Consider the following 3076-nt stretch of genomic DNA (forward strand, 5'->3'; position numbering starts at 1 on the left):
TTGTCCAGCGGGTTGTAGATCATGTCGTAGTCTTCTTCCGAGCCCAGGTGGGTGTTCCACGGCGTCTGCGCGCCGGCGCAGGCGATCCACAGGCCATCGACGGCAGAGAAGTCGATGGGTTTTTGCTTGACGACCGAGAGCTTGCCGTTGGCGTCCTGCTTGAGCTCGGTGAGGTTCATGCTCATGGGCGCGCGGCTGTACCAGCCCGGCGTCGTCCACGCAGCCGACTTGTCCGACAGCAGCCAGTCGTACTCGTAGTGCGTGACCAAGAACAGCTTGTTGCCGATCTTCAGCAGACTGTTGGCATCGGGCGTCTCGGCGACCAGCGGCTTACCGTACGGATCGTTGAGCGGGTTCATCTGTGCATCGAACAGCTGGCCGGCCGGCACTTTGACGCCCTTGTTCTCATTGATCTCGTCGCCCACGCTGTACAAGGTGTTGTAGGCGAGCGGATACTCCTCTTTGCGGCCATCGGAATAGGTCAGGATCGCCTTGGACGTGGTGAAGGTTTTGGCCATGAGATCCGGCTCGCTGGCCTTGGGCGCTGGCGTGGGGGTGAATTCCACCGAGACGAGTTCCAAATCGTCACCGCCGCCACAGGCCGACAGGGTGACCAAGGCAGCCGCACAGACGGCGCTCAGTTGAAAAGTAGTCGATAAGATTTTGGACATGATTCCCTCCAGGGCTTGAACAGAGCGACGTGATCATGCAAACTTGCTGTGAAACGGTGGCGATGATTCGGTGAATTTTTTGTGACGCCGTCGTTCGCGGCGCCGCCATCCGCAGGCCCGATGCCTCAAGTAAAACCTGCTCTAGCGCTGGTTTGTGGGCCCGAATCGGGGCCGACAAGGGCGACGACAGCAAGGTCTTCATCGAGGGCTGCAGAGCGCTCAAGGTCACGCCGCACGTAGCAGCCAAGGACAAGCACTCGGCGGTGGATGGCCGCATCAAGCGCCACGCGGGCGACAAAACCAGCCTCAAAGTGCGCAAGCGCATCAAGCACATCGCAGGGGCCTTTGGCTGGATCAAGACCGTGGGCGGTTAAGGCTATGCCCCAACTGATCGGCCAGGCCAAGCTCGCGGGCCAGGCGCTGCTGTGCTTTGCCACCTACGACCGGGTGCGCATGGGCAGCATCGGCATCTGGTGGCACGCGCATCATGCGTGAGCAGCCGCTCCGAGCGCTTCGCAGGCACGTCAGGGCAACCCGTTTCTTCGAAATCAGCGCCCCAAGCCCGCCCGATGCGTGCTTTTTCAACGGATTGCTAAAAGAACTCTTGTGCCATACTGCCGCCGTGTCAGACCTCATCATCCCAGCTGCCAGTGTCTGCATCGTTGCTGCCTTGTCGGTCGGCCTGGCGGTGTGGCTACCCTGGTATCTCCTGCCCATCGCAGGCATCGCAGCGTTTTACGCTATGCCGTTAACCGCCGCGCTCCTCGCCGATCTGGTCGCGCGCCTGGCGCACCCACGCCAGTAACTCCTCGACCTCGAGCACCTCGATCTCCGAGAGCTGGAACCGGAACCACCGCGCCAGCAGCGTCGCAGCGGCCCACAGCGTCTCGCTGTCAATCCAGCATGGCGCGCAAGGCATCGGCCAGTGCCTTATAGTCGGCCCGGGCGAGCTCCTCAATGTCTTCTGGCCTGGGTCGATCCCCGCGTACGCGGGGTAGCCCCGTCTGGGTCCGTGGAGGTGGCGAAACGCGGCTTACTGCGCTCGACCAGCAGCTCGCCGATGTCGCGCATGACGGGCGAGAGGTCAGACAGCCGCCGCTGCAGGCGGTCCAGCGCCTCGCGCAGATCGCGGTCGTCGAGCTGGATGTCGATCATCCTGCCTCCTCGCGTAAAAAGACTATACCGGGTATATCCTCTATGGCCGTCGCGGATCGGGTTTAACAGCCAGGAATAAAGGCGGACGATGGGCCGCCACGAGCGAAAGCGCGAGGTGGCTTTTTTGCGTCCGCCGCTGGGGCGCGGGCGGGGGATGGTATATTGACAACCGACCTTGGTGCCATGCCCCGAATGGCAAGGGGCCGTCCATCCAGTGGGTAGGTGTACGCGGGTACGATTCCCGCCCGGCATCACAGGTCTCCTTCGAACAAGCCATGTCTAAAAAACCCATCGAGTCAGGCGAGTCTTGGGAAGTATTCAGCGGCCCGACGCCCGCAGGCGGCGTCAAGTCGGTATGGCACTACTACCGCATCGACGAGAACGGTTTGCGTCGGCCGGCGCGGCCCGATGAAGCGACGATGTGCGAAATCCACGAGATCGACGCAACAGGCGGGATCATCATGACGACCCACGGGCACCTCGCGCCCGGCGGATGATCGAATCGGTTACCCGAAAGATATTCGGGTAGTTGCGCTTGAGCCAATTGCTTCTGTATTGCCACGCCGCACAGGCTTCCGCGAAGTTCTCGGAGTAGCCTGTAGTATTGAACATATCCATCGCATACTGGCTGACAAACCCGTCAAATTTGGATGCCGCCTCCAAATCGGTCGGTACGTATTGCGCCGATCCAGTTATGGATTCGGCAAGCAGGTGCCCATATTTATGGGCAAGTATGTCCATTGACAATGGTCCGCTGTTGTAGATGACGACCTGTTTCTCTGCTGCTGAGGCGGCGGAGCGTGTGAAGTTCTTGTTCACGCTCCGCCAGTAATCGTCGTATTTATTGCTTTGTGTCGTGATGGCCACCCGCTGCGCATGGCGACGCAGGCCGAAATCGATCATCTTGGTTCTGGAGATGACCTCGATCTGGCGTGCGATGGTCTCGTGATCCGGCCCCAGCCATTCGATGCCGTCGAAGCGCACCGCATACAGATCGATCCCCTCGTACGCGGGGAAGCCCTCCAGTCCAAGGGATCGGAAATGCGCCTCAAAGGTCGATCCCCGCGTACGCGGGGAAGCCTGTGGTCTGGTCGGTTTGATGTACCACGCGCGAGGTCGATCCCCGCGTACGCGGGGAAGCCCGGGGATGACCGGAATCGAACCGGCCCCATGGGGGTCGATCCCCGCGTACGCGGGGAAGCCTGAAGGTGGTATGGGAGCGCGCGGTCTGTCGATGGTCGATCCTCGCG

At 61.3% G+C, this 3076-nt stretch carries 4 protein-coding genes and 2 pseudogenes; 2 read left to right on the forward strand and 4 right to left on the reverse strand.

Going from position 1 to position 3076, the window contains the following annotated elements:
* A pseudogene (locus P3W97_RS00480) lies at window positions 1–671 on the reverse strand (hypothetical protein); the annotation flags it as partial.
* Between the two features lie 161 nt (window positions 672–832).
* Between P3W97_RS00480 and P3W97_RS00485 the strand changes: the two are divergent.
* A pseudogene (locus P3W97_RS00485) lies at window positions 833–1166 on the forward strand (IS5/IS1182 family transposase); the annotation flags it as partial.
* A 253-nt stretch (window positions 1167–1419) separates the two neighbouring features.
* Here the strand turns inward: P3W97_RS00485 and P3W97_RS00490 are convergent.
* Complete coding sequence (locus P3W97_RS00490) at window positions 1420–1590, reverse strand: GpE family phage tail protein (RefSeq protein ID WP_300843020.1); 171 nt, start codon at window positions 1588–1590, stop codon at window positions 1420–1422.
* A 35-nt stretch (window positions 1591–1625) separates the two neighbouring features.
* On the reverse strand, window positions 1626–1826 hold the full coding sequence (locus tag P3W97_RS00495) for a phage virion morphogenesis protein (protein ID WP_300843021.1): 201 nt from the start codon (window positions 1824–1826) through the stop codon (window positions 1626–1628).
* Window positions 1827–2101: 275 nt separating this feature from the next.
* Between P3W97_RS00495 and P3W97_RS00500 the strand changes: the two genes are divergently transcribed.
* Window positions 2102–2323, forward strand: a complete 222-nt coding sequence (locus tag P3W97_RS00500; RefSeq protein ID WP_300843022.1) for a hypothetical protein — start codon at window positions 2102–2104, stop codon at window positions 2321–2323.
* Here P3W97_RS00500 and P3W97_RS00505 read toward each other — a convergent pair.
* Window positions 2286–3076, reverse strand: a 791-nt coding sequence (locus P3W97_RS00505; protein WP_300843023.1) for a hypothetical protein, incomplete at its 5' end; no start/stop codon positions are given. The two genes, P3W97_RS00500 and P3W97_RS00505, sit on opposite strands and share 38 nt — an antisense overlap.

Source organism: Tepidimonas sp. (assembly GCF_029335975.1).
Taxonomy (GTDB): Bacteria; Pseudomonadota; Gammaproteobacteria; order Burkholderiales; family Burkholderiaceae_C; genus Tepidimonas.

Coding starts and splice junctions, on each gene's coding strand:
- P3W97_RS00490 (WP_300843020.1), bottom strand. CDS start 1,590: ATGCCTTGCGCGCCATGCTGGATTGACAGCGAGACGCTGTGGGCCGCT.
- P3W97_RS00495 (WP_300843021.1), bottom strand. CDS start 1,826: ATGATCGACATCCAGCTCGACGACCGCGATCTGCGCGAGGCGCTGGAC.
- P3W97_RS00500 (WP_300843022.1), top strand. CDS start 2,102: ATGTCTAAAAAACCCATCGAGTCAGGCGAGTCTTGGGAAGTATTCAGC.